Genomic DNA, 24,395 nt, shown 5'->3' on the forward strand with positions numbered 1-24,395 from the left:
CATCATGTCCCAGCCTTCACCAAATAGACTTGTTTCCCGCTTGCCAAGCCCGCCCATCCCTTCTGTCATTGCCTGGGGGAAGTCGTATGACGGCGCGCATGGTGTGTTAATAGATCTGTCACAGGCCGTGCCGGGTTACCCCACTCATCCCGAGATGCTTCGGCTTCTTGGTGAAACTGCTGCTCGTCAGGACATGACGGGCTACGGAGCAATAGAAGGCGAGTATTTGCTGCGTGAGGTCTACGCCAAACACATGTCAGAATCTTACGGAGCGCGCGTCGGCCCCGGAAATGTTTCGATCACGGCGGGCTGCAACCAGGCATTCATGGCAACAATTATCGCCTTGGCCGCTCCCGGAACCCGCGTTGCTCTGACAAACCCTTTCTATTTCAACCACGATACGACACTTTCCATGCTGGGCATTGAATGTGTTCCTGTCGCCTGCGATCGCGATAAGGGCTTCCTCCCCGAGATAGCCTCCGTAGAAGCTGCGCTGTCTGGCGGAGCCAAGGTCCTCGCTCTCGTTAGCCCAAACAATCCTACGGGTGCGGTCTACCCTGCGGATCTGCTGCTGGCGGTTTACGATCTTTGCCGTCGATATAATGCCTGGCTGATCCTGGACGAAACCTATCGAGATTTTCTAACGGAAGACTCCGGCAGCCCGCACACGCTTTTGTCTGAACACGATTGGCAAGACAGACTGGTTTCACTCTACAGTTTTTCGAAATCTCTTTGCATTCCAGGCCATCGGCTGGGAGCTATTACGGCATCGTCAAACCTTCTCGTTGAGATCACCAAGGTCATGGATAACATGCAGATATGTGCGCCGAGGGCCGCGCAAGATGCAGTCGCTCAGGCATGGCCCAAGCTTAGAGAATGGCGCTTCGGAAACACGGTGGAAATTGCTCGTCGCGCACAGGCATTGAGGCGGGTCTTCGACCAACTTCCAGGATGGGAGATTGCCTCCATGGGTGCCTATTTCGCATTCGTCAGACACCCGTTTTCGGATGAGAGTGCGATGGTCGTCGGCGAACGACTTGCGAGAACGGCAGGTGTCATCACGATTCCAGGCAGCTTTTTCGGCGCTGGCAACGAGTCTTATTTACGGTTCGCTTTCGCTAATGTTGATCGGGATTCCATTGGCAAACTGGCTGGCAGGCTGGTCCAAGCCTGACAGCCAACGACACACTCAATGAGGCACGATCAGTGCAGGATCTGGCTGAGGAAGAGCTTGGTGCGCTCATGCTGCGGATTGTCGAAGAACTCCTGCGGAGCGTTCTGCTCGACGATCTGACCTTGGTCCATGAAGATCACGCGGTTGGCCACCTGGCGGGCAAAGCCCATTTCGTGGGTCACGCACAGCATCGTCATGCCGTCTTCGGCGAGGCTGACCATGGTGTCGAGCACTTCCTTGACCATTTCCGGGTCGAGCGCCGAGGTCGGCTCGTCGAACAGCATGATTTTCGGCTTCATGCAGAGCGAGCGGGCAATCGCCACGCGCTGCTGCTGACCGCCGGAAAGCTGACCGGGGTACTTGTTTGCCTGCTCGGGGATCTTGACGCGCTTTAGATAGTGCATCGCCACTTCTTCGGCTTCCTTCTTGGGCATCTTGCGAACCCAGATCGGCGCCAGTGTACAGTTCTCAAGGATTGTCAGATGCGGGAAGAGGTTGAAGTGCTGAAACACCATGCCAACTTCACGACGCACCTCATCGATCTTCTTCAGATCATTGGTGAGCTCGATACCATCAACGACGATGCTGCCCGACTGGTGCTCCTCGAGACGGTTGATGCAGCGGATCATGGTTGACTTGCCCGACCCGGAAGGGCCGGCGATGACGATGCGCTCTCCCTCCACGACTTTGAGGTCGATATCGCGCAAAACGTGGAAATCGCCGTACCACTTGTTCATACCTGAGATGTTGACTGCCGAGTTTGACATTGCTTCCCCTTCAAGCTTGGTTTGGGCTGAGCAGACAACACCTGGTTCCGCCCATCCGTTTGTGCAGTTTGTATTTGTGTCAGCCGCCAAGGACGGCGTAGATTGATCGATGGTTTTCGGACAATCATTCGAACGGCTTCCCAATCAGAAAATGAAATGTACTCCCTGACATGACCTCAACGGTTAACCGCATGGGCTTTGGTGGATTGGCCGCTCGGGACGGGAAACTGCGCTAGTATGTGTTGAGCCTAGAACATGACTACTTTAAAAGATGATATGAGCAATATATTGCGCAGTCAAGGCGTGAGTAAGCAACACTCTTCGCTGATAGGTCTTAGCAGCGCGGCAAACGACATAGAGGTCGCTCTCTCTGACGTCGGAACATTAACTTGTGAACCTCACACGCTCGGCGATAGCGGTGGTGCGGTATGCCGGAGAGGAGTTTCTCGATGAAAGCTGCGAAACAGTTCAATTACCCGGTGTGGACCATGGTCTTGCGTGCAAATTCCTATGGGCCGACACTGCAGGAACAACTGTTCATCCAACTGCGCCGATTGATCGTCAATGGGCAGCTCGCACGCGGCGCGCGCCTTCCAGCGAGTCGATCGATGGCGAAGGATCTTGGCGTATCGAGAAACACCGTCAACAACGCTTATGATCGCCTAGCTGCAGAGGGCTATATCAGGCGTCGTCCGAGCTCTGGATTCTATGTCGAGGAGAGCCTTCCCGAGGACTCGGTTCGCCCCGGCGGCGAGCGGGGCCAGATTCCGGTTACCTCACCGGTTGCACTGTCGGCGCGGGGGAGGGAGGCATCGATTCGACATTGGAGTTGGTCGCGTCAGGACAAATTCGATCTTAGTCCCGGTATGCCCGCGCTCGATATCTTCCCCTATAAACAGTTCGGAAGGATCGCTGCCAACTATTGGCGTCGGTTCGCCGTCTCCGACCTCGGCTATGGCGAGGGCGGCGGCCTCGCCGTGTTGCGACAGCAACTCGCGATCTATCTCAGCGAAGCGCGCGGCATTCGGTGCGAGGCAGATCAAATCATTGTTGTGGGAAGCACGCTCCAGGCGGCCAATCTCGTCGCGCAAGTGCTGCTCGACGCCGGTGACGTCGTCGGTGTAGAAGATCCCGCCTATGCGACCTTGTTATCGACCCTGCGATCGGCGGGACTACGGCTTGCACCAGTGCCCGTTTCCTCCGACGGGTTGAGGGTCGACGACATCGCCCGCCATGCCTCAGATGCTCGGATGATCCTTGTGTCGCCAGTCGGACAGTTTCCCGCGGGTGCAACCATGTCGGAACAAGCCGTAGAGCAACTTCTCGCCTGGGCGAATGCCGCTGATCGCTGGATTTTCGAGGACGATTTCAACAGCGAGATACGATGGCGCGGGGCGCCGATCGTACCGCTCGCCGCCCGCAGGGGTGGTGAGCGGGTCATCCATGTTAGTTCCTTCAATCGGGTGCTCGCTCCCGGACTGCGACTGGCCTATCTTGTCGTGCCCCGTGAATTGATCGCTGCCTTCACGGCTGTGCAAGATACTCTTTCCTGCTACGCGCCCCTCACCCACCAGCATACCGTCGCAGACTTTATGGCGAGCGGAGAACTTGCATCGCATCTCCGGCGAACCCGTGCCCTCTACAGGGACCGCGCTGCCGCAATGATGACGGCCCTGAACGAAAAGCTTGGAGATGTGTTCGATGTTCCAGTTCTCGATGCGGGCCTTCATTTGACGCTCATGGCGCGAGAGCCATTCGATGACGTCGAGCTTTCGCGTCTGTTGCGCGGGGCATGGATCGATACTCCGCCTCTTTCCTCTTATTGTATCGAGCGTAAGGACGTTTTCGGGCTTGTTGCGGGATTTGGAAACCTCTCTGTCGATCGTGTTGCCGGTGCAGTTCAGCGGATGGAGCGCGTTACGAGACGGTTCTTGGAGAAGAGCGCCAACTCCTCGGACCTCCCATAATCTGGCACCATCGATTTATGTGAATTGGTACTTTAGCTCGCTTTGCTTTCGAGACATCTTTTCTCCCGAAGGCCGGTTGTTAAGCGAGGCAAGACTGAAGGTCCGATTGCTAACCATGACCAGTCCATCGCATTTGCCGGCTCCGGATGAGCCGCCGCAGACTATCAGTCTTGAGAGCCAATTGACACTGGCGGCTTCCGCACACTCCGGTGGCCGCGACTTTTCAAACCAATAAGCAGCAGCACTGTGACAAGGAAGGTCCCATGAAAAAGATCATCGCACTTACGGTCGCCGGCCTTCTGATAGGCGCCGTTCCATCGCAAGCCGCCACTCTGAAGGTTGCGAGCGACTGCACCTATCCGCCCTTCGGCTATCAGGACGCTAACGGCGAAATTAAGGGCTTCGACGTCGATGTCGCGCGCGCCGTCGGGAAACACATTGGCAGCGATGTCGAAATTATTTGCCAAGCGTGGGACGGCATGATCCCCGGCTTGCTCGCCGGCAAATACGATCTCATCTCTGCATCGATGTCCATCACCGCGGAGCGACTGAAAAGCATCAATTTCTCGGTCCCCTATCGCTCTTCTGCCGCCCGCTTCGTCGGGCCAAAGACTACGGATGCAAAGCCGGTGACTGACTCCGGTGAACCAAACCCGAATGGCGTCGCTGGCAAGACCATCGGTCTGCAGCGGTCCTCAACGTATGGCAAGTATATCTCGGATAAGTATCCGCAGGCGACCGTTTCCGAGTACGACAAAGTCGACAACATGATCCTTGATCTTGAAGCCGGCCGCGTCGATCTGATCTTCGCCGGCCCCATCAAGCTCGACAACGACTTCCTCAGCAAGCCGGAAGGCAAGGACTATGGCTTCGTCGGGCCGGAAATCGACGACGTGTCCTATTTTGGTCCCGGGGTCGGTATCGGTCTTCGCAAGGCCGACACGGATCTTCTGACAAAGATCGACGGTGCGCTGAACACCATGTTCAAGGACGGCAGCTTCAAGGCAATCAACGACAAATATTGGTCGTTCAGCGTCCTTCCGGTATCCGCCAAGTAAACCTCACGACGGCAACTGAATGGTGCCCTCATACGGCTCCGTTCTTCATGGAGGCGATTATAGACTTCCTGCAGGGATGGGCGGACGAAATCGCTCACGGTACCCTTTTGACCATGAAGGTTGCGTTGCTCTCCCTTCTTGTTGGCTTGTGTTGGGGCATGCTGGGTGCGTTGGCACAGATGTCGCCAAATCGGGCCATAGCCTCTCTTGGACGTGGCTTCAGTCTGATAATGCGTGGCACGCCTGAGCTGCTGGTTATCCTGATTGTATATTTTGGCGGCACGGTCGCGCTGACGAAGGCCATAAATCTCTTCGTCGCCGACTTTGGCTTCGTCGAGGTGCCACCGCTACAGGCAGGCGTCTTCGCGCTGAGCCTTGTTTTTGGTGGCTATGCGGCAGAAGTCCTCCGTGGCGCCTGGCAATCCGTTCCGATTGGCGTGATCGAGGCGGGCCACTCACTCGGGCTCGGCTGGTTCGTAATGTTTTTCAAGATCCGCTTGCCGCTTCTATTGAGGTTTGCCCTGCCGGGCCTCGGCAACAACTGGATTTCGCTGATTAAGGACACGTCGCTCATTTCCATCGTCGGCCTCCATGAACTGATGGGCCTCTCGCAGATGGCCACGTCCGTTACCCGCCAGCCGTTCACGTTCTACATGACCGCCGCCATGATCTATCTCGCTCTGACAATGGCAAATACACGCCTCATCGCCTGGTTCGAAGGCAGGCTGCTCCGCGGCGAACGGAGGTCCGCAGCATGAACTGGTCTTTGATGTTCGAGAGCATTCCCGCGCTGCTATACGGTGCGTTGATCACGGTGCAATTGCTCCTCCTAACCCTTGCATTCGGGGGCCTGTTGGCTTTGCCGCTCGGAATTATCGCAGCTAATGGTCGTCCGATATTGCGGTTTCCTGTGATGGGTTACATCACGTTCTTTCGAGGAACGCCGCTCTTGGTACAGGTTTTCCTCGTCTACTATGGGCTATCCCAGTTCCAGATCATTCGCAGCAGCATTTTCTGGCCGGTCCTTCGTGAAGCTTGGTTCTGCGCACTGCTGACGCTCGCTCTTCACACTGCGGCCTACACAGCGAACATTCTGCGCGGCGCCATTCTGGCCATCCCTTCCGGGCAAAGCGAGGCGGCCGTCGCTTTGGGCATGCGCCCGTCTCTAATCTACCGCCTCGTCGTTCTTCCCCAAGCATTCAGGATCGGCATGCCCGCCTATGGCAACGAAATGATCAGCATGATGAAAGCGACCTCGCTCGCAAGCACCATCACGATCATGGAACTGACCGGCACGGCGAACACAATCGTCGCCCGCACCTACGCACCCTACGAGGTCTTCATATCCGCGGCTCTCATCTATCTATGCGTCGCCTGGATGCTGTCGCGTCTCGTAAGGGCGCTTGAAGCCCGCCTGTCCCGGCATATGCGCCCGACCGCAGACACACAAAACAAAATGAGGAAGGCACCCGCCCATGCTTGACCAACCCCTCGACCTTTTCACCAACTTCGCCAATGAAGCCGCTGATGTAGCACGGGAGATCGTTCGCACGGCGGCGGCCGGCCAGCGTCGCCCCGTTGCGAAATCTGATTCCAGCCCGGTGACCGAGACGGATCGTGCAGTGGAGCGGATCATCCGAGAACGTATCGCGGACCGCTTCCCCGCTCACGGAGTACTGGGAGAAGAGTTTGGCGCTGAAGGCTTGGACGAGGAGTTTGTTTGGGTCATCGATCCAATCGACGGCACGAAGGCGTTTATTGGTGGCCTGGCTGTTTACGGCACGCTGATTTCGCTGACACGCGGCGGTACGCCGATCCTTGGTCTCATCGACAATCCTGTGACTGGTGATCGCTGGTTGGGACAGGTGGGTCAGAATACGACGCTGAACGGTAAAGCCGTCCGGACTGCCTCGACGGCCGTTCTCGCTGATGCGTTTATGGCTAATGGAAATCCAGAACCATTTCAGTCCAACGAAAAGGGCAGTGTCGATCGCCTCCGCCAGTCGACAAGGTGGTGCGTCTATGGCGGAAGCTGCATGGCGTACGGCCGCGTCGCAGACGGTAGCATCGACATCAGCATCGACGGCGGTCTCGATCCTTACGACTACTGTGCACTGGTGCCCATAGTGACTGGAGCGGGAGGCTGCATCACAGATTGGCAGGGTCGACCGCTTACTCTCTTGTCGGGCAATCTCTGCCTCGCGAGTGCCAACGAAGTTATCCACCGACAAGCCCTAGAAAAACTGAATTGATGCCGGTCAATAGAGACCGAATTTCAATCCAAATGCATCATGACATGGCAGCGTTCTAGCCGAAATTCGTGTCGAGGGTTCGATTCGTTTCAAGAGCGCCCTCGCCCAAAAGCGCTACATCGAATTAGGACGCCCCCGTCGCCACTACTCGCAACTGACGACGCAAGGGATCGGCTTGTGGGTGCAGCGGCAATTCGTTTGGCCGTGCGGTCTCAACGCGATTCCGCCCAAGGGCTTTCGCGCGGTACAGCGCGCCATCGGCGCTTGCTAGCATCCCCGCGAGGTCGTGGCAGTCTGGTGCCGCAACGCCGATACTAACGGTGGCATGGGTTTCCAAGCCCTCTGCCCGAGCGGCTGCTTTGGCGAACCGGCTTGCGATCGCCAAGCCGCGACTGAGAGCTTGGGAATGGTCGCACCGTGGTAGAAGCGCAGCGAATTCCTCACCGCCCAGCCGGACAATAAGCGCGTCGGGCCCCGCTTCTTCGCGGGCGGTTTCGGCGAACAGCTGCAAAACCTTATCTCCGGTTTGATGTCCATGACGGTCGTTGATCGCCTTGAAGTGGTCGAGGTCGAAGGCGAGCAGTGAGACCGGGTCACCATGCCGCTCCCGGAGGATCCGAGATGCCTGCTCAAAAAAGGCGTGACGGTTTGCAAGCCCGGTCAACTGATCGGTTTGTGACATTCGGAGCAGATGGAGCTTTTCCTCCTCTCGAATAATCATCAGAAAGGACATCGGCATCGCTACCGAGTACAAGACGGCCTCGTACATCGTCGCCTTCCCGACCATGGAGATTATATCTTGCCCGTACCGTTCAAGGAGAACAGGGGCAATGAACGCTCGGCCAAGGTAGAACAAGGCATGGACGGCCGAGATCGATACTGCGATCGGACGTGAGCGCAATCGCTGGACCGTGCGGCTGCGCAAAAGTGTCCATGCCGTCAGGCCGCAGGTCAGCGCGATGGGGATAGACGAGACATGGTTCCAGAAGGCGGCCGGGAAGTGCGTGCCAGCGATCGCCCAGGCGATGGCTAGGAAGCTTAGCGTTGCGACGGACGACCAGAGATACCGGTGACCGTCGAGGCCGGCGATGGCGTTAAAGACCAGAAGGTAGCCCAACATCATTAGGATGTTGATCGCCCCCATGCCGAGCGCGACCGGAAAGTGGCTGCGGTTCATTGCAAGCACGCAGCCGAGAATGAACGCGAAGAGTGCCGCGGCTAGAACACCGAGCACGCGTGCGCGACCTGGATGAGCCTGCCTTTCCCAAAGGAGAAGCGACGCTGACACCAGGAGCGTTCCGACGGTTAAATACCAAAGGGTTTGTAAATCGATCTGCATTGCTCTGCCTGCCTTACGTCAAAGCCTACAGGGTGGTGTTTATAAGATCCTTTACATCACCTCTCATATCGCGGACATGGTTGGCGTAACGTTAAGCGTGCTGTCGAGTGTGGGGATTAAGTCTCGGGGTGCGTTCCAGAAAAGGGCTTGCCGGCTGATCGAATGCGTCGGCACCCGTTCCAAGGTTTGCAAGACATCTTCACCTCGATAGCTGTGACGTTGGATCAAGCACCGGCAGATAGCGCGAGAAGGTGTCGACCACCGTGAGTACCCTGAGTTTCTTGCCGGTCGCCAGTTGGTCGTGTGCGGATCTCATCAGGGCCTGGCTGCAACAGCAGTCCACTCGCGAGAGGCCGGATACATTAACGAAAACTGCTATCGCCAGAACTTGAAATCATTGCAATGACAGGGCGGACCATACATTTCGCCGAATGACATCCTGCAACATCTCTCGATCCAGCGTCAGGTCCGCGACGATCCTCTTCCACACCGCATTCTCGTCCTAGAGTTGCTTCAGCTTCTCCATCTCCGGCGGCAGCATGCCCGCGTATTTTTTCTTCCAGTTGAAATAGGTCGCCTGCCTGATCCTGCTTTCCGGCAGATCTCCGCCACCGACACTCCCTCATCACCCGGTTTCAAAATGAACGCCTTCTGTGCGTCCGAAAACTGCGATGCTTTCATCGTCTTCCGTTCCTTTCTCAGCCAGGAAATGTACCGGAAAACTCTAACCAAAAACGGTCCAGTTTGAAGGGTTGAGATCACACACTTCCTCGGACGTGTGCCGGCCCAGCAACGGTGCTCGGCGGAAGTCGGTACTCAACATCGGCAGGATCCGTGCAGCGAACGCCAGAAGGTCGCTCCGTTGATCGAGCTTAGCAAATTGTCGACAAGGATTTCAGTGGCGCGTGCATTCCGTATAAAAATTTTAGGGCAAGGTTCTCCTTGCTCGCATAGCCCTCGGACACGATGCCACTCAGAGTGGCCAAGATTGATGTACTCAGAGCTACCTCGGTCGCGGCAATCGAACTTTTTAGAGACGCGGCATGCGAAGTCGCAGCGTTTAAGTTGAGCGTCGAACGACAAGCTCTCCCCGAAGAGTTACCGTCTTCAAAGCCGAACTCCCCTTGATCATACTCAGAATTGCATCAATCATTTCGTCGCGCGGTTGCTCATAGGTGGTAATGCCGTATCCGAACGAACCGGATATCTCGTAGTTGTCGAAACCCACTATCGCAATATCTTCAGGAACTTGAAGGCGAAAGTTTGCTCGGATCTCATCCATTGCGCCCATCGCCAGAATGTCGTTTTCGCACATTAGCACATCGACGCGATCTTGCGGTGAAGTCTCGCTTAAGTACTTCCTCACCGAGGCCGCACCAGCGTCCAGACTGTATTTTTCCGCGCTCATTTGGACGATGTTTTGGATGCCTTTTTCTGCCCAGAACTCCGTGAAGTAATGGCTTCTTTTTAAAGCCGTGGACAAAGCGGCAGCACCGCTCATGAAGCCCGGGCGTTTGTATCCCTGCGCATGAAGGTGGTCGACGATCTCCCTGAGAGCAAGTTCCGCGTCGCAGACAACAGCTGGCACGCCGTCGATCTGACTGTCACGTGCAAGCACGAACATAGGCGGCATGCCGCGTCCGTGCTGCAGGTCTGTCAGGGTTTCGTCGCGAAACGCTGTACCAAACAGAATGATGGCATCGACCTGACGCTGGTCTGCATGGAGAAGTGCGTTCACATGGTTGAAGTGGCTATTGATATTGATCAGCATCACGACCAGGCCTGCGGCCTGGAGCTTCTCGGTAAGCGCCTCAAGGAAAGGGAGCTTTTGCGGGTTGGAAAAGTCATCCACGAAGACAGCGATCTGCCCCGTCGAGTTGGTGGCAAGGCTTCGTGCAAGAAGGTTCGGCGTGTAGTTCAAAGCTGCAGCGGTCTCCAGGACCTTCCGCTTGCTTTCGTCGGTAATCGATGCTCCCGGTGTGAAAGCGCGTATCACGGTCCACTTGGAGACTCCCGCCGCATCTGCCACCTGTTTAGCCGTTGCTCTCTTCCGCATAAACTCTCCGGTAATGGAACATAAATTCCATATTTTTGACTCAGTGAAATGAATGCTTGCTTTTAACGCATTCTGACATAACATGCACCTGCTTGCACCCGGTAGCAAACACATTTGCACCCGGTAGCATTCGAATTCGTCACTCAGAGGAGTGGGTGACATTGAGGAGGAAAAAATGAAATCCATTTGGAAGAATTTCGCTTCTGCGGCTATTGCCGTGTCACTGATTGGCGCTTGGTCGGTTGGCGTCAAAGCCGAGGAGCAGCCCAGCATCATCGCCGTCACTCATGGACAAGCTTCTGACCCCTTCTGGTCGATCGTGAAAAACGGAATGATGCAGGCCGGCAAGGACATCAATGCCAAGGTTGACTACCGGGCACCCGAGACCTTCGATATGGTCGCAATGGCTCAGCTCATTGAGGCCGCAGTCAATCAAAACCCCGCGGGCATTGTAATTTCCAATCCCGATCCGGATGCGCTAGGCCCGGCGATTGCCAAGGCCATCGCGGCCGGTATCCCCGTCATTTCCATGAACTCCGGCATTGCCGCAACGGAAAAGCTTGGCATCAAGCTTCATGTTGGCCAGGACGAACTTACCGCAGGGGCCAAGGTCGGCGAAAAACTCAAGTCTCTGGGCATGAAGCATGTGCTGTGCGTAAACCAGGAGGTGGGAAATGCCGCCCTTGACCAGCGCTGCGCAGGTACCGCCAAGGGCTTCGAAGGTGGAAAGGTAACGGTCCTGCCGACTTCCGCCGACCCGGCGGAAATTGAATCAAAGATCCAGGCTGCTTTAACCTCGGATTCTTCTGTCGATGTCGTGCTTGGCCTGTCGGCACCGCTCGTCGGTGAGCGAGCGGTTGCTGTTGTCGAGAAGATGGGCAATGGCGACAAGGTCAAGGTCGCTTCTTTCGATCTCTCGGCCAATTTCCTGAAGGCTGTTTCGGAAGGCAAGGCGCTTTTTGCCGTGGATCAGCAACCCTATCTCCAGGGATATCTGCCAGTCACATTCCTCGCGCTGAATGCAAGATATGGCACGATTCCTGCTGGAAACGTTGCCTCGGGTCCGAGCTTTGTCGAGAAGGATACCGCCGCTTCGGTGATCGAGAAATCCTCCCAGGGTATCCGCTGAGCGAGACCCATCCGGCAGCTCCCGCACCTCCAGCGGGGGCTGCCCTCATCGCCCGACATCCGATCCGCGTGAAGCGTGAACGGCAGCCGATGGCGCACGTAAACAACTGACATCTGAGGTACGACCATGACGCTGGCCAACGAACAGAACGGGTCCCCGACTCGATCCGACGAGCGCCTGAAAAAGGTTTCGACTTTGACCGCGCTCGCGCGACGTCCGGAACTCGGCGCAGTCGCAGGACTGGTGCTCGTCACAACATTCTTCATGCTGACCGCAAACCCTGCCATGTTCACACTTGCAGGCGTTGTAAACTTCATGGCGCCAGCTGCTCAACTGGGGATTCTTGCGTTTGGCGCGGCACTCTTGATGATCGGCGGCGAATTCGATCTGTCGATCGGCTCGATGGTCGCGTTCGCAGGGCTAGTTTTTGGCACGGCCCTTGTGGTCCTTAATCTGCCGCTCAGCGTCGCGATCCTGATCGCGCTTGCTTTCGCCGTGGTCATCGGTGTCACCAACGCCCAGCTCACCATGCGCACCGGACTTCCATCGTTCATAGTAACGCTTGCGTTTCTCTTCATTCTTCGTGGCCTCACGCTCGTCGGACTGAAGTGGGCGAGCGGCGGTTCAACACAGCTTCGCGGCATGAGGGAAGCTGTGGCGGACAGTCCCCTTGCGCCGCTGTTTTCAGGCGATGCCTTCCCGGGCCTCTTCACGTGGCTTGGCAGTGCAGGCGTCATCGAGACCTTCCCCAATGGGACGCCGAAAGTCCCCGGTATCCCCGTAGAAATCCTCTGGTTTGTGCTGATTGCACTCGTCGCGACCTGGGTTCTGCTGCGCACGAGGTTTGGAAACTGGATCTTTGCATCCGGAGGCGACCCGAAGTCAGCTCGCAAGTCGGGTGTTCCCGTCGCGCGCGTAAAGACGACCCTCTTCATTGTTACCGCCATGTGCGCCACTCTTGTCGCGATCCTCACCGTGCTTGATGCGGGTTCAACGGACGCACGACGGGGATTTCAGAAGGAGTTCGAAGCCATCATTGCGGCCGTCATCGGCGGATGTCTCCTGACTGGAGGATATGGTTCGGCAATCGGTGCGTTCTTCGGATCGATCGTCTTCGGCATGGTCTTGATCGGTCTCACCTACACGTCAATCGACCAGGATTGGTACCTCGTCTTCCTCGGCGGGATGCTGCTGATTGCGGTTATTTTCAACAACATCATTCGCAAGCGTGTGACGGGAGAACGCTGATGAGCACGAGCCAGACACCACTCGTCGAGGTCAAGAACCTCGTAAAGCACTTCGGCTCGATTATCGCACTCAACGGCGTTTCGCTGAGTGTTCACGCAGGAGAGGTTCTGTGCCTCCTCGGAGATAACGGAGCCGGAAAATCAACTCTGATCAATACTCTTTCCGGCGTTCACAGACCGACATCCGGCGACTTCCTCGTCGAGGGGAAACAACATCTCTTTACCGGGCCAAGAGATGCGCTCGATGCGGGGATTGCTACCGTCTACCAGGATCTGGCGATGATCCCGCTGATGTCTGTCACTAGAAACTTCTTCATGGGTCGCGAGCCGTTGAAGGGTTTCGGTCCGTTCAAATACATGGACATGGAATTCGCGGATCGCGTGACCAGCGAAGAAATGAAGAGAATTGGCATCGATGTTCGTGAACCCGGGCAGGCCGTCGGCACGCTCTCCGGTGGCGAACGTCAATGCGTGGCGATCGCACGCGCCGTGTATTTCGGGGCGAAAGTCCTCATTCTCGATGAACCGACATCTGCACTCGGTGTTGCACAAACCTCGATGGTCCTAAAGTACATCGATCAGGTTCGTCGCAAAGGTCTGGGCGTGATTTTCATTACCCACAACGTCAGACACGCTTTTGCCGTCGGCAACCGTTTTACAGCTCTGAACAGGGGAAAGACGCTTGGCACATTTGCCAAACATGAAATCAGCCTCGATGGCCTGCAGAACCTGATGGCCGGCGGCAAAGAACTCCAGTCGATCTCCGCGGAGCTGGGCGGCACCATCTGAAGACACTTGGAAACATGAATTTTGGCCCGGCGCGTTCGCCGGGCCTTGGGACAGTCATATCCAAAATCCAGGGAACCACCCCAAATGAGCAGTACGAATAACACCCCGTTTCCGTTAGCCGCCTGCGCGGAGATGCTGTGGCGGGACAAGCCTATCGAATGGCGCGCTTCCCGATTGAAGGAGCAGGGATTTGGCGTGGGCCTCTGGAATTGGCCAGAGCACGACATCGCCAAGCTCGAAGCCACAGGTGCGACCTTCACAATTATGAACGGTTACCTGACCGGGCGCCTTACGGATGAAGAAGGTGCAGCCGAACTTTTGAGAACCGCGCGCGAAACAGCTCAGATCGGTAAACGCCTTGGCGTGCAGCGCCTCAACCTTCACGGCACTGGCCTCGGGGATCGTGGACTACCGATTCAGCCTGTCGATGTCGTCACGGGAGCCATGTGGCTGAAGGCTCAGGATACGCTACGCCGAATCGTCGACCTCGCGGAAGAAGAAAACGTGGTTTTCACGCTGGAAAACCTCAATCTTCCCGTCGATCACCCCGGCGTTCCGTTCGGGCGCGCCGAAGACACGTTGGCACTCGTATCGAGCATCGACCACCCGCGCCTGCGTTTGAACCTGGACCTCTACCACGCGCAGATCGGTGAGGGGAACCTGATCGAACTTTGCCGAAGCAGCCTGCCGTGGATCGGTGAGATTCAGGTGGCCGATGTACCCGGGCGATTTGAGCCGGGCACCGGCGAAGTGAACTGGAAGGGGATCGCAAGAGCCCTGAGCCACATGGGCTACTCCGGCCCGATCGGGATGGAAGCATGGGCATCCGGAGATGCCGACACCGCGCTTGCTGCCTTCCGCGAAGCCTTCACTCTCTGATTTCAAAAACAGGACTAAAAATCATGACCAAGGTCAAAACAGTCAACGTCGGACTTATCGGGGCAGGGCGCATCGGTTCGTTTCATGGTGAGAGCGTCGCAAAAAGGCTTGTGGACGCGGAGCTGATAGCCGTCGCCGACCCCGCCCCCGTCGCCGCTACAAAGCTTGCGGAGAGCCTGGGCGCCGACGCTTCTTACACCGACGTTGCAGAAATGCTTTCTAACCCCGGTCTGGATGCGGTCATCATTGCGACACCCGCACGCTTTCACACCAATATCCTCGTGCAGGCTGCGGAGGCCGGCAAAGCGATTTTCTGCGAGAAGCCAATGGCGCTCACGCTTGAAGATGCGGACCGCGGCATTGCAGCCGCCAAGGCCGCAGGCGTTCCGCTGCAGGTCGGTTTTAATCGTCGCTGGGACCAGGCATTTGCCGAAGGCCGCGAAGCGATCGATGCCGGAAAGGTCGGCGCAGTTCAACTCATCCGGTCGCTAACGCGTGATCCTGGTCCGTTCGGCGGCGACCCAGACAGGATTCCTTTGTGGACCATCTTTTATGAAACGTTGATCCACGACTTCGACACCCTGCTTTGGTTGAACCCCGGCGCAAAGCCTGTCGAAGTGTTTGCAATGGCAGATGCGCTGGTTCGCTCGGACGCACGCAATACAGGCTTCCTCGATACCGCCGTCGTCAATATTCGTTTTGACAACGGCTCGATCGCGGTTGCGGAAGCAAACTTCTCTGCAATGTACGGCTACGATATTCGCGGCGAAGTATTCGGCTCCGGCGGAATGGTTGCGATGGGCGACGTACGACGTTCTAGCATGACGCTGTTCGACGCTACTGGCGTATCCAACGACACATGGCGGCGCGATACGGACCACTTCGTTCAGGCCTATACGGCGCAGCTTGCTTGCTTTGTCGATGCGGTTCGTAACGGCGTTGTTCAGAATGCACCAACAGGAGCTGATGCTCGCAACGCTCTGGCGATTGCACTTGCTGCGATTGAATCCGTGTCGAAAAAACAGCCGGTTCCTGTGAGTTGAAGGCATAGATGGCAGGGGCCGATATTGCTCCTGCCATCACATAGGTATTGGAAAAATCAGCCACTCAGAAACGCATCGGCGGGGCGAAAGACAATCGTCATGGCAACGAAATCAACAGTTCAGAAGCCCAAAACAGTATTTGATTTGAGAAACATGCTTGCGGTCAAAAGCTTGAGGCTATCGAGCCATCAAGAGAGAGTGGCGCGAACCGCTGTCGCCTGCCCGGAAGTCGTCGCCTTCGGGACAGCAAATTCCCTTGCTGTATGTTGTTCCGTCACCCAGTCGACGGTGGTTCGGTTGGCGATCTCTCTTGGGTTTGAGAGTTACCGCGAATTCAGACGCGTTTTCCAGCAGCATGTGAAACTCAACGCAACCTACAGATAGGGGAATCGATTTCTGAGGCTCGCCGTACACCTACCGTGAGGGAAAGCTGCTATTGCCAAGTTTGTTAGCTCGTGTGTCGCCGCTCGGATAGGAGCACACATTATCACTAATCAACATCGTGCATGCTCGGCGCAGGCGCGAAGAAGTGTCGGTTCACCCGGTCGAGGTATCTTCATCATAAAATTCCGTTGCGCCGGCGAATTGCCGTGATACTAGCTTGGGCGGCAAACGCCGGGATAGGCAATGCGTTCCGATCAGTTGAGCACAGTTTCGATGCGATCATCCGTTGTGACGTTGACTTGGACTGACATGCCCTCGTAGTCAGCGGCTGTTCCGTCGTAACTTCCCGACAAAGGAACTGCCTGCTTCGGATCCCGCGCCACCCCAACACGGATAAGATCATGGTTGCCCACGATACCGTTGGTTGGGTCGAACTCAGCCCAACCGGCGCCTGGCAAATAGATCTGGCACCACGCATGGGTGGAACCGCCGCCAAGGGTGGTGGATCCGTCTCGGTCTGGAACGTAGATATAGCCCGTGACGAACCTGGCCGCGAACCCAAGTGATCGAGCGGCCTCCATCATAAGTAGCGCGAAGTCGCGGCAGGTTCCCTTTCGAAGCTGCAGCGTCTCGGTCGGCGCTTGCGTTCCATGCTCTTGTCGTCGGGCATAGATGAAACTTTCATGGATGGCGTAGCACAACGTCATCAGCAGGTGCCCGGTTTCAGTGGGTTGCCCGGCTCGCACGAATTGGCGCGCCCATTTACCGACCTGATCATGTGGATCAGCGTAATGGCGCTGGATGGTTCGTTCCAGATCCAGCGCTTCGTCTGGATCATATGAAAACGGGTAAGTCAAAGCGTCCTGATCGATTTGCAGATCAATTGCGACATAGGGTGTATGGTCAAGGCGAATGACGGTTTCGAAGCGGAGCTCACGTGAGGGTTGAGCAAAGCCGATAACTGCGACGCAGTTTCCGAACACATCATGGATCCAACGAAGATAGTCCGGTTCCGGGTCGATGAGGAGTCGGGAGCTCAGCAGCGTCTGATCGAAACTGTCTCTCGGTCTGAACAAAAGTCTGTGCTCTCCGAACGCAACCGGCCGTTTATAACGATAGGACGTGACGTGTCGGACGGTAAATATTGTCATCGATCACCGGGGGGTACGAGGTCCAGGACGGCTGGCACCGTATCACTCTAAAGAAGCACATGCATTGTTACATCGTTCCAGCTGGCATGAGATAATCCGCGCGGGCGATGGCCCCCAACCTATTGGTGACAATCCGGCTGAGGTTGAAAACCGTGATGCAGCCTATCAAATGTCCCGAAGAAGCCCACGCCTAATCCACCTTGAGCCCGCCCGATGCGTTCGCGACGTTAAGCTAAAATCACTCATTGTCCACTTTCAGCCGAAGCGAAAGATAGTTTTAAGTCGAAACTTCCGAAGAGGTCGTGATAACGCAACGGTCTGTCAGGGTAGATTCCTACTTCCGCGGTGTGCGGGTCAGCAGTTCACCTCTCATCAAGAGCAAAAAATGTACCTGTTACCCGTCTCAACGGCAGCGAATCTCCTAAGTCAAGCGTACTTTCGCCCGTCTCGAACGCTGAACCGGCGAGCCGCCTTAGCTCGACTGGGCGGCCGTGCTGAGCTTGCGACTTCCTTCAAGCAAATGACGCTGCAAAATTGCACTTGCAGCGTCGATATTCCGATCTCTGCAAGCCTTTAGCAGAGCACGGTGCTCCTCCTGCGATTGCTGCTCATAGTCCAAGCTGGATAGCAATACACGTACGTAGCGGTCGGCTGCATCGTGGTGGGTAGCGATAAGGCCGATGAGCCGCTCATTTTGGCAGGCGCCGTAAAGTGTCATGTGGAACTGCTTATTCAGCGTCCCCCAACGTCCCACATCCTTCTCAGCGTCGATCTGGGCGAGAAGTGTTGCCGCCCTGTCCAAATCGGCTGTCGTCAGCCCTACATATGATAGGCGCAAGGCTTCCGTCTCCAGTAGCGAGCGAATGGAATAGATCTCCGCAATCTCCTTGGCATCTATTCTTGCCACGAAGGCCCCCTTTGTCGGGTGAATGGTTACGAGGCCCTCGCTTTCCAGAAGCCTCAAGGCATCACGCACAGGCATGCGGCTGAACCCAAATCGTGCGGCCAGCTCGTCTTGTCGGAGCGCGACGCCACCGCGAAGCTCTCCACCGGAAATCGCTTCCCTCAGAACCCTTGCGATACGATCCGCCACGGTCTCCGGCCGGATGGTTTCAACATTTATTGCGACGAAATCGTTCATGGCCAACCTTCTCCGAGACAGCAATCATCTTGATCATGCCAAGCAACCTCGTATACGAGTATACCGCTCAGGAGATTTTTGCCATGCCCTTATCAACAGGCGTCGTTCCTTATTTCAGTCAGTGGGAAACACCGGAGATGACATTGCCCGTGCTTGCCGAAGGATCTGCGGCGCTGCTGCGCGATCCGCTCTGGCGGCAATCGGGTGCCGAGACGATCGAGGAATACGCGCGCTGGGCGGTCAATGTCTGCGGCATGGCCTGCCTGAAGATGATCCTGGCAGCGCGCGGCGACCTGCTTCCGACGCTTGCTCTCGCCCGTGCCTGCACCGCCTATGGCGGCTATGTCGTCAACGAGCTGGATGCTTCGATCAAGGGACTGATCTATGCGCCCTTCGTGACCTATGTGGGCGAGCGCTTCGGGCTCTCGGCAGAAACGATGACGGGTGTCGCAACAGAGAGCATCCCCGGTCTGCTCGCTGAACGCCCGTTCTTCATCGCCTCGGTCAATAGCGGCATACGCTGGCCGGAACGCATGCCGCCCTCAAAAGGCGGGCATCTCATTCTGGTGACGGCAGCCTCGGCTGATACGGTCCGTTTCCACAATCCATCCGGTCATGATGCTGCGAGCCAGGCGGATGTGCTGCTACCGCTTGCCATATTCGACCGCTTCTTTGCCAATCGCGGCATCGCGATCGGCTTCTGACATCTATTTAGACTATTTAGACACGAGATTATTTTGGGGGTTTTCATGACATCTTCCCGCGGCAAGCTGCGCATCGCCGTTCTCTTCGGCGGCCGCTCGGCCGAACACGACGTCTCCGTCATGTCGGCGACGAATGTCGTGGGGGCACTGGAGCCCTCGAAATACGAGGCGGTGCCGATCTTCGTGACGCGGGAAGGCGAGTGGCTGCTCAGCCATTTCGAAAATGGCGTGCTCGCCAGGCCGGCAAACGGCACCGAAATCGCATTGGTGCCCGGCGGGCGTGGGCGGATGATCGCCATCGACGGCGGCAGGATGAGCGATGCCGGGAAGATCGATATTCTGTTCCCGGTTCTGCATGGTATTTTCGGCGAGGATGGTTCCGTGCAGGGACTGGCGGAGGTGGCCCGCGTGCCACTGGTTGGCTGCGGCATCCTGGGTTCAGCGACAGCGCTTGACAAGGATATCGCCAAGCAGCTGCTGCGGGCGGCGGGGTTACCGGTGGCGCGTGCTGTTACCGTGCATGCGGATCGGGTGCCGTCCTTCGACACGCTTGAGATCGCGTTGGGTTTGCCGCTGTTCGTTAAGCCGGCGCGTCAGGGGTCTTCGGTCGGCGTGCGCAAGGTTTCCGGCAACCAGGAATTTGCGCCGGCGCTCGCGGAGGGCTTCAAGCATGACCGCAAGCTGCTTGCCGAGGAATTCATCCGCGGCCGCGAGATCGAGTGCAGCGTGCTCGAGGACGCCAAGGGTGGCCTGTTCGTCTCTCGCCCGGGTGAGATCATCCCGGCCGAAAGCCATGGCTTCTATAGCTACGATGCGAAATATATCGACGACGATGGCGCGGCGCTGACGGTTCCGGCAGAGCTTCCGCCAGAGGTTGAGACGAAGATCCGCGAGACGGCAGCACTCGCCTTCCGGGCGCTCGGTTGCGACGGTATGGCGCGCGTCGATTTCTTCCTGACCGAGGACATGGCTTTTTTGGTCAACGAGGTGAACACCATTCCGGGGTTCACCGATATCAGCATGTATGCGAAGGCGATGGCGGCAAGCGGCGTCAGCTATCCTGAGGTAATCGACCGGCTCGTTGAACACGGTTTTGCGCGCGCCGGCCTCTGAGCCGCAAAATGCCTCTTCCCGGTGTAGTAGACATGCACCGGGAAGAAAAACGCCGCAGCTTCGTCTGCTCTTGTGACAAGAACTGGAATAAGCCGGATTAATGCCGTTGCATGCCTGCGTCTGCTGTGTTTCTTGCGTTTTTGGCGGGTATGTATTACATAACTTATTGAAAATTGGTGGTGATAACGATGTCTAGCGTTGCGATTAAGGTACTGTCGACGGTGAACGCCCCTTACGGGACGAGCCTTTCGGCTGAGCAACTCGCTTCGAAGATTTCGGATTTTGCGAGCGTTGAGAATTTCGATGCTTCGGCATTCTCATTCTATTCCGAAGTGAAAGCCGAGCTCCAGCACCAGTTTCTGGATGAGATGGAAATCGACCACGGTACAGCATCCGAGATTGCCCAGAAATTCTCGCAGCTAGCTGGATATCCCCTCGCCCTAGCCGCCTGAGGGTTGTCCTGATGAGCCAATGGGAAAGCCTTTTCGACCAGGCTGCGTCAATTATCAATCAGGCGAACTCTTCTTTTAAACTCCTCGATAGCTGGACTTTCGGGGGTGGCACCGCCCTTATGCTCCAGATAAACCATCGTGAAAGCTTCGATATCGACATTTTCGTCGATGATCCGCAGGTCCTCCCATATCTGAACCCGACAACACAGGGCTATACCCTGCAGGTGAACCCAGATGAATATGTTTCGGACGGGACGCATGCGTTGAAAATCGTGTTCGCGGGCATCGGTGAAATTGACTTCATTTGTGCTCCAAGTCTGACCAACGATCCAACATCCCGTGTCGCAGTACGTGGAATCCAAGTTGACCTTGAGACCCCGGGCGAAATCATCGCGAAGAAGGTTCACTATCGAGGATCCTCTCTTCAGCCACGTGACATGTTCGATATCGCGTGCATCGCCAAGGCATGCGGCGATGGATACGTTCTCGAAGCTCTCTTGCCATTCAAAAACAGGGCCGCCGCTGCATTGGCAGTCGCCGAGAGAATGGATGCAGGCCTCGCTAGCACAGTTATGGGGAAGCTTCAGTATAGAGAAGGATATTGCGGGTATTTCGAAAACTGCTCAAGCGACGACAATCTCGCTTTTGAAAGCGGTGTGCGATCACAAGCCATCGGTATCCGCAGCGCCTTCCTCTACGTCTCCGCGCTGATTTCTACGCAACTTGGCGACCTTAGCTATACCGCCGTTCGGTCGATCATTCTTTCGGTGCGCATCATTCCGATTAGCCAGCAAAACCAAGTTAGGGCGGCGCCAGCGAGTGTGAGTGAATTGCGTCGCAAATGCTTAGCCAATCCACGACGCGTGGACGACGGTTCGAATCCGTTCAAGAGCCACAATATTGCTGGGCGTCCTGCGTTGCTGGGCTAATGAGAGGCTTGCGCGTGCGTGTAAAGTGCCGCACCAACTTTTTGTGCTGCGGCCGCTAGGCGCTTATCTCTTGTCCACAAGCTTGATCGCCGGTCGAGCAACGTTGAAGTAAGTAAATGCGCATCTGTGTAACCAATCCCCATGCTGAATATCGAATGACGATCAATGATCGTCATTACTTCTGCATGGGTCGCGATTAGCGCCTCGCGTTGAGCTGCTAGGAATTCTAAAACTGCAGCCCGCTCTCTTAAGCTGCCGAGCGCCAATTCGCCTACAACGAATGGGTGGCAGAGCAACTGGTCATCATTGATGATTTTTCGTAGTTCTGAGTCATCGTATCGAAAATGATTTATCCAGATCGAGGTGTCTACCAGGATCACTTTGCCACGTCGCTCCGTCGGCGAGGCGACGCTTCAGCCTCAGGCATAGAGCCGCCAAGCGCGATCAGCCGTTTGCCGGATTCCACACGCACGAGTGTCTCCAGCGCTTGCCGCACGAGAGCTGCTGTTTCCTTGGTGCCCGTGAGGGACTTGGCCCGTTCCATAAGATTGTCGTCGATATTTATGGTTGATCGCATGTTCCAGCCCCCGTAAATGAGTAGCTCATATAGCACCATTTGGTGCGAAAATCCACGACTCATCGCGTGCGGCTAACATCTTCATGTTTCACGGATGGTTGATTCGTATCCGTTCAAGGCGTGGGTATTGGTGTTTTGGGGACATGCACTTAGAAGTAACGCGCATCCTCTCAATAGCTTCAACGCCGAAAATCCAAATGATTGATACAAAGGGGGGTTGTCGATCCCGGATCCCAGCGCTACCGTCGCCTCTCTGATCGGCTGGGTGAGGTCGAGCCCTTTTTCGACCTTGTTCCTGAGCGGGACGACGCAAGATCCATCGTCCGTAGTAGGCCCATTGTAGTCACGGCACGTGCTGCAAGGGCCGACCAGTGTTGAGAAATTCGACTACTCGGAAAATCACCTCGCGAAGTAGCGGGTCGGTGTTGTTCCCAATGCCTTCTTGAACATGACGATAAAGGCGGTAGGGGATTCGTATCCCAAGTCGCTCGATACCCTCTGGACCGTCGCGCCGCTGGCCAGTTCGCGCAACGCGATGACCAGATGCAGTTGCCGCCGCCATCGGCCGAAGGTAAGTCCCGTTTCCTGGACCATCAGCCGCTTCAAGGATCGCTCACTCATGGCAACGTGTGTCGCCCAATCCAAGAGGGTGCGACGATCGCTCGGCTCCGCTATCAGGGCAGCGGTGATCGCGGCGATTTTGGGATGGCTGGAGGCGGGCAAATCCAGCCCCTGTATCGGCATTTGCGCGAGTTCGTCCAGCAAGACCTGCACCATACGGCCGACATGATTGTCCGGAGGAGAATTGACGGGTACATCCGCCAGTCGGAGGATCATCTCGCGGAGCATCGGTGACACAGACAAAGTACAGCACTCATGAGGCAGTGTCGCTGCGCCTGGTTGAACGAACAGATAGGACAGGCGTGCGTTGGACGTCACCTGGTTGCTGTGGGGCACGCCGCCGGGTATCCAGACTCCGCAGTCTGGTGGGACAATCCAGATGCCATTTTCCGTCTTGCAGGTGACGGCCCCATGCAGGGCCAAGATGAGCTGCCCTTCCTTGTGCTGGTGCTGGGGTACTTCAGCCTCATAGTCATTGAAGTCGAGGCGAACAGCGAAGGCCGGACGATCCGACTGGTCGAGATCAATGTCATCGTAGCAGGAACGCAGCAGTTTTGCGGATTGGCCCGATTTCGAGATCATTTGGCACTATCTCCAAATTCGTACGCACAGCAATAGTCTACTAATCGGCGATCAACAACCGCAAGGAGACTGTCATGCGAATTTCTGTCGTCGGTGCCACGGGACGAGTTGGCGCTAAACTTACCCGGAACTTACTGAAGGCCGGGCATCAGGTTAGAGCATTGTCGCGAGGTGGCCCCGCGCTGGGCGCGCTGGTCGCGCTCGGCGCAGAGCCATTTCTGGGAAGCTTTGACACCGGAGAGGGAGACCTTGACCAGTTTTTCCAGGGTGCCGATGCTGCGTTCCTGATGGTGAAGACCGATTGGAACAACATCGAGGGGCATTACCCCGCTGTTGCCAAGCGCTTTGTCGATGCGCTCAAAAAATCCTCTGTCAACCTGGCCGTGAGCCTGACGGCCATGGGTTCGGACGTGAAGGGGAAAACGGGCCATTTCGAATGCTTCCACGATCTGGACGAAAAGTTAAACGAACTCGGCAACATCGATTTGGTCCACCTGCGCGCCGCTTGGTTCATGGACGACGTATCGGCGTGGACGGGGCCGGTTGCCAAATACGGTCGAATTGCCTGGTTCTGCAAACCCGATTTGAAGATGCCCTGGGTGGCGACCGACGACATTGCGTGGCTGGCGGCCAAGGAATTGACCAATCCGAGGGGCAGACACCGCGTATACCTCGAAGTAGGCTCGGAAGATGTCTCGATGAACGAACTGGCCGAAATCGTTGGCAAGAAGATCGGCAAGCCGGTGGATTACCGATACATCGAAACGACCCGTAAAGACGTCGAGGCTGAATTTCTGGCACGGTTCGGGACGCTGGAGAAATGGCAGGACGACACCCTCAGTGCTGACGCTTTGAACAGTGGCATCGTAAGGTTCCATGGGGAGCACGAGTATCGTCCGAAATTGCCCACGACGATGGATACGTTCATTGGGGATGTCTGGAAGACCCGCTATCTGGACGCGGTCAAAGCGGGAGAACAGCGAGAAACGTTTTTCATGTGGGCTGCCAGAGACTAGCTATGGCGGCTCTTTTGACCCGTCC

Annotated in this window: 24 protein-coding genes and 2 pseudogenes; 16 read left to right on the forward strand and 10 right to left on the reverse strand. The window is 56.5% G+C overall.

All coding sequences use genetic code 11. The annotated features are described in order from the left end of the window. Positions 1-4: 4 nt before the first annotated feature. Positions 5-1,174 (forward strand): aminotransferase, encoded by a 1,170-nt coding sequence (locus F617_RS0113625; RefSeq protein ID WP_026330838.1) that lies wholly within the window; start codon positions 5-7, stop codon positions 1,172-1,174. Between the two features lie 29 nt (positions 1,175-1,203). Here the strand turns inward: F617_RS0113625 and F617_RS0113630 are convergent, their stop codons facing one another. Beyond that, on the reverse strand, positions 1,204-1,941 hold the full coding sequence (locus tag F617_RS0113630; protein WP_019565632.1) for an amino acid ABC transporter ATP-binding protein: 738 nt from the start codon (positions 1,939-1,941) through the stop codon (positions 1,204-1,206). Positions 1,942-2,390: 449 nt separating this feature from the next. Here F617_RS0113630 and F617_RS27025 point away from each other — a divergent pair, with 449 nt between their 5' ends. The 5 genes from F617_RS27025 (at position 2,391) to hisN (ending at position 7,218) form a co-directional block, all read left to right on the forward strand. Then, positions 2,391-3,908, forward strand: a complete 1,518-nt coding sequence (locus F617_RS27025; RefSeq protein WP_019565633.1) for a PLP-dependent aminotransferase family protein — start codon at positions 2,391-2,393, stop codon at positions 3,906-3,908. A gap of 263 nt (positions 3,909-4,171) precedes the next feature. Beyond that, entirely contained in the window at positions 4,172-4,966 is a 795-nt protein-coding gene (locus tag F617_RS0113640; protein ID WP_019565634.1) for a transporter substrate-binding domain-containing protein, read from the forward strand. Positions 4,967-5,013: 47 nt separating this feature from the next. Then, the gene (locus F617_RS0113645) at positions 5,014-5,724 is read left to right on the forward strand and encodes an ABC transporter permease (RefSeq protein ID WP_019565635.1); all 711 of its coding nucleotides are present in this window, start codon (positions 5,014-5,016) and stop codon (positions 5,722-5,724) included. Further along, positions 5,721-6,449, forward strand: a complete 729-nt coding sequence (locus F617_RS27030) for an ABC transporter permease (RefSeq protein ID WP_019565636.1) — start codon at positions 5,721-5,723, stop codon at positions 6,447-6,449. The genes F617_RS0113645 and F617_RS27030 overlap by 4 nt, the downstream gene beginning before the upstream one ends. After that, the gene (gene hisN / locus F617_RS0113655; protein ID WP_019565637.1) at positions 6,442-7,218 is read left to right on the forward strand and encodes a histidinol-phosphatase; all 777 of its coding nucleotides are present in this window, start codon (positions 6,442-6,444) and stop codon (positions 7,216-7,218) included. Before F617_RS27030 ends, hisN begins: the two co-directional genes overlap by 8 nt. 124 nt (positions 7,219-7,342) lie before the next feature. Here hisN and F617_RS0113660 read toward each other — a convergent pair whose 3' ends face one another. From F617_RS0113660 to F617_RS0113665, 4 genes and pseudogenes are all read right to left on the reverse strand, one after another. Then, complete coding sequence (locus tag F617_RS0113660) at positions 7,343-8,557, reverse strand: diguanylate cyclase (RefSeq protein ID WP_019565638.1); 1,215 nt, start codon at positions 8,555-8,557, stop codon at positions 7,343-7,345. A gap of 171 nt (positions 8,558-8,728) precedes the next feature. Then, positions 8,729-8,864, reverse strand: a pseudogene (locus F617_RS28380) (IS3 family transposase); the annotation flags it as partial. Positions 8,865-8,990: 126 nt separating this feature from the next. Next, positions 8,991-9,238, reverse strand: a pseudogene (locus F617_RS27870) (transposase); the annotation flags it as partial. A gap of 379 nt (positions 9,239-9,617) precedes the next feature. Continuing rightward, complete coding sequence (locus tag F617_RS0113665; RefSeq protein ID WP_019565639.1) at positions 9,618-10,613, reverse strand: LacI family DNA-binding transcriptional regulator; 996 nt, start codon at positions 10,611-10,613, stop codon at positions 9,618-9,620. A 175-nt stretch (positions 10,614-10,788) separates the two neighbouring features. On the opposite strand from F617_RS0113665, the gene F617_RS0113670 reads away from it, so the two are divergent. The 5 genes from F617_RS0113670 to F617_RS0113690 all read left to right on the forward strand — a co-directional run bounded on the left by F617_RS0113670 (position 10,789) and on the right by F617_RS0113690 (position 15,700). Continuing rightward, the gene (locus F617_RS0113670) at positions 10,789-11,742 is read left to right on the forward strand and encodes a sugar ABC transporter substrate-binding protein (protein ID WP_019565640.1); all 954 of its coding nucleotides are present in this window, start codon (positions 10,789-10,791) and stop codon (positions 11,740-11,742) included. Positions 11,743-11,868: 126 nt separating this feature from the next. Next, positions 11,869-12,990 carry an ABC transporter permease gene (locus tag F617_RS0113675; RefSeq protein WP_019565641.1) on the forward strand — a complete coding sequence of 374 codons (1,122 nt, stop codon included), beginning with the start codon at positions 11,869-11,871 and terminating at the stop codon, positions 12,988-12,990. After that, on the forward strand, positions 12,990-13,778 hold the full coding sequence (locus F617_RS0113680; RefSeq protein ID WP_019565642.1) for an ATP-binding cassette domain-containing protein: 789 nt from the start codon (positions 12,990-12,992) through the stop codon (positions 13,776-13,778). The genes F617_RS0113675 and F617_RS0113680 overlap by 1 nt, the downstream gene beginning before the upstream one ends. 84 nt (positions 13,779-13,862) lie before the next feature. Further along, positions 13,863-14,657 carry a TIM barrel protein gene (locus tag F617_RS0113685; protein WP_026330841.1) on the forward strand — a complete coding sequence of 265 codons (795 nt, stop codon included), beginning with the start codon at positions 13,863-13,865 and terminating at the stop codon, positions 14,655-14,657. A gap of 23 nt (positions 14,658-14,680) precedes the next feature. Next, complete coding sequence (locus tag F617_RS0113690; RefSeq protein WP_019565644.1) at positions 14,681-15,700, forward strand: Gfo/Idh/MocA family oxidoreductase; 1,020 nt, start codon at positions 14,681-14,683, stop codon at positions 15,698-15,700. A gap of 638 nt (positions 15,701-16,338) precedes the next feature. On the opposite strand, the gene F617_RS0113695 is transcribed toward F617_RS0113690, so the two are convergent. Together F617_RS0113695 and F617_RS0113700 are read right to left on the reverse strand one after the other, a co-directional pair. Then, positions 16,339-17,235, reverse strand: coding sequence for a transglutaminase family protein (locus F617_RS0113695; RefSeq protein WP_026330842.1), 897 nt, complete (start codon positions 17,233-17,235; stop codon positions 16,339-16,341). Between the two features lie 472 nt (positions 17,236-17,707). Beyond that, positions 17,708-18,376, reverse strand: coding sequence for a GntR family transcriptional regulator (locus F617_RS0113700; protein WP_019565646.1), 669 nt, complete (start codon positions 18,374-18,376; stop codon positions 17,708-17,710). Between the two features lie 83 nt (positions 18,377-18,459). Here F617_RS0113700 and F617_RS0113705 point away from each other — a divergent pair, with 83 nt between their 5' ends. The 4 genes from F617_RS0113705 to F617_RS27040 all read left to right on the forward strand — a co-directional run bounded on the left by F617_RS0113705 (position 18,460) and on the right by F617_RS27040 (position 21,574). Then, positions 18,460-19,080 (forward strand): C39 family peptidase, encoded by a 621-nt coding sequence (locus F617_RS0113705; RefSeq protein WP_025591215.1) that lies wholly within the window; start codon positions 18,460-18,462, stop codon positions 19,078-19,080. 45 nt (positions 19,081-19,125) lie between these two features. After that, complete coding sequence (locus F617_RS0113710; RefSeq protein WP_019565647.1) at positions 19,126-20,193, forward strand: D-alanine--D-alanine ligase family protein; 1,068 nt, start codon at positions 19,126-19,128, stop codon at positions 20,191-20,193. Between the two features lie 188 nt (positions 20,194-20,381). After that, on the forward strand, positions 20,382-20,645 hold the full coding sequence (locus F617_RS0113715) for a hypothetical protein (RefSeq protein WP_019565648.1): 264 nt from the start codon (positions 20,382-20,384) through the stop codon (positions 20,643-20,645). Positions 20,646-20,656: 11 nt separating this feature from the next. After that, complete coding sequence (locus F617_RS27040; protein WP_019565649.1) at positions 20,657-21,574, forward strand: nucleotidyl transferase AbiEii/AbiGii toxin family protein; 918 nt, start codon at positions 20,657-20,659, stop codon at positions 21,572-21,574. Here the strand turns inward: F617_RS27040 and F617_RS0113725 are convergent. The 3 genes from F617_RS0113725 to F617_RS0113735 all read right to left on the reverse strand — a co-directional run bounded on the left by F617_RS0113725 (position 21,571) and on the right by F617_RS0113735 (position 23,354). Further along, positions 21,571-21,954, reverse strand: a complete 384-nt coding sequence (locus tag F617_RS0113725; protein WP_019565650.1) for a type II toxin-antitoxin system VapC family toxin — start codon at positions 21,952-21,954, stop codon at positions 21,571-21,573. The two genes, F617_RS27040 and F617_RS0113725, sit on opposite strands and share 4 nt — an antisense overlap. Continuing rightward, on the reverse strand, positions 21,951-22,151 hold the full coding sequence (locus F617_RS0113730) for a type II toxin-antitoxin system VapB family antitoxin (protein WP_013637280.1): 201 nt from the start codon (positions 22,149-22,151) through the stop codon (positions 21,951-21,953). Before F617_RS0113730 ends, F617_RS0113725 begins: the two co-directional genes overlap by 4 nt. A 399-nt stretch (positions 22,152-22,550) precedes the next feature. Beyond that, positions 22,551-23,354 (reverse strand): helix-turn-helix transcriptional regulator, encoded by an 804-nt coding sequence (locus tag F617_RS0113735; protein WP_019565652.1) that lies wholly within the window; start codon positions 23,352-23,354, stop codon positions 22,551-22,553. Between the two features lie 74 nt (positions 23,355-23,428). On the opposite strand from F617_RS0113735, the gene F617_RS0113740 reads away from it, so the two are divergent. Next, positions 23,429-24,370 carry an NmrA family NAD(P)-binding protein gene (locus F617_RS0113740; protein ID WP_026330843.1) on the forward strand — a complete coding sequence of 314 codons (942 nt, stop codon included), beginning with the start codon at positions 23,429-23,431 and terminating at the stop codon, positions 24,368-24,370. Positions 24,371-24,395: the final 25 nt, after the last annotated feature.

The sequence above is a fragment of the Agrobacterium sp. 10MFCol1.1 genome (assembly GCF_000381165.1).
Classification (GTDB): Bacteria; Pseudomonadota; Alphaproteobacteria; order Rhizobiales; family Rhizobiaceae; genus Agrobacterium; species Agrobacterium tumefaciens.